The organism is Burkholderia sp. JPY481, assembly GCF_038900515.1.
In the GTDB taxonomy this organism is placed as follows: Bacteria; Pseudomonadota; Gammaproteobacteria; order Burkholderiales; family Burkholderiaceae; genus Paraburkholderia; species Paraburkholderia youngii.
The window spans coordinates 1-255 of the sequence record NZ_JAYMRT010000202.1 but is presented as its reverse complement, the minus strand read 5'-3'; the positions used below and the strand labels follow the sequence as shown (position 1 = coordinate 255).

The 255-nt window shown below is 59.2% G+C and carries 1 protein-coding gene; it reads right to left on the bottom strand.

What is annotated here, in order from left to right; all coding sequences use genetic code 11:
- On the bottom strand, window positions 1-255 hold a 255-nt coding region (locus VSR82_RS40340; protein ID WP_498858955.1), incomplete at both ends, for a transposase.

Below are 255 nucleotides of genomic sequence, written 5' to 3'. Positions count from 1 at the left end.
CCGTGTGCCTGTTTAGATGCAGCATGAAGGCACGGGCACACTGGACGAGCAACCGGCGAATGTTCTTGTCCCCCCGCTTGGAAATTCCCAACAGGTTCGACCGGCCTCCCGTACTGTACTGGCGGGGAACCAGTCCGACGGCAGCGGCAATGTCGCGGCCGCATCGATACTGCTTTCCATCGCCGAGTTCTGAGGCAAGTAAGCTTGCGGTAATCGGTCCAACTCCCGGAATGGTAAGCAGTCGCTGGGCTATAG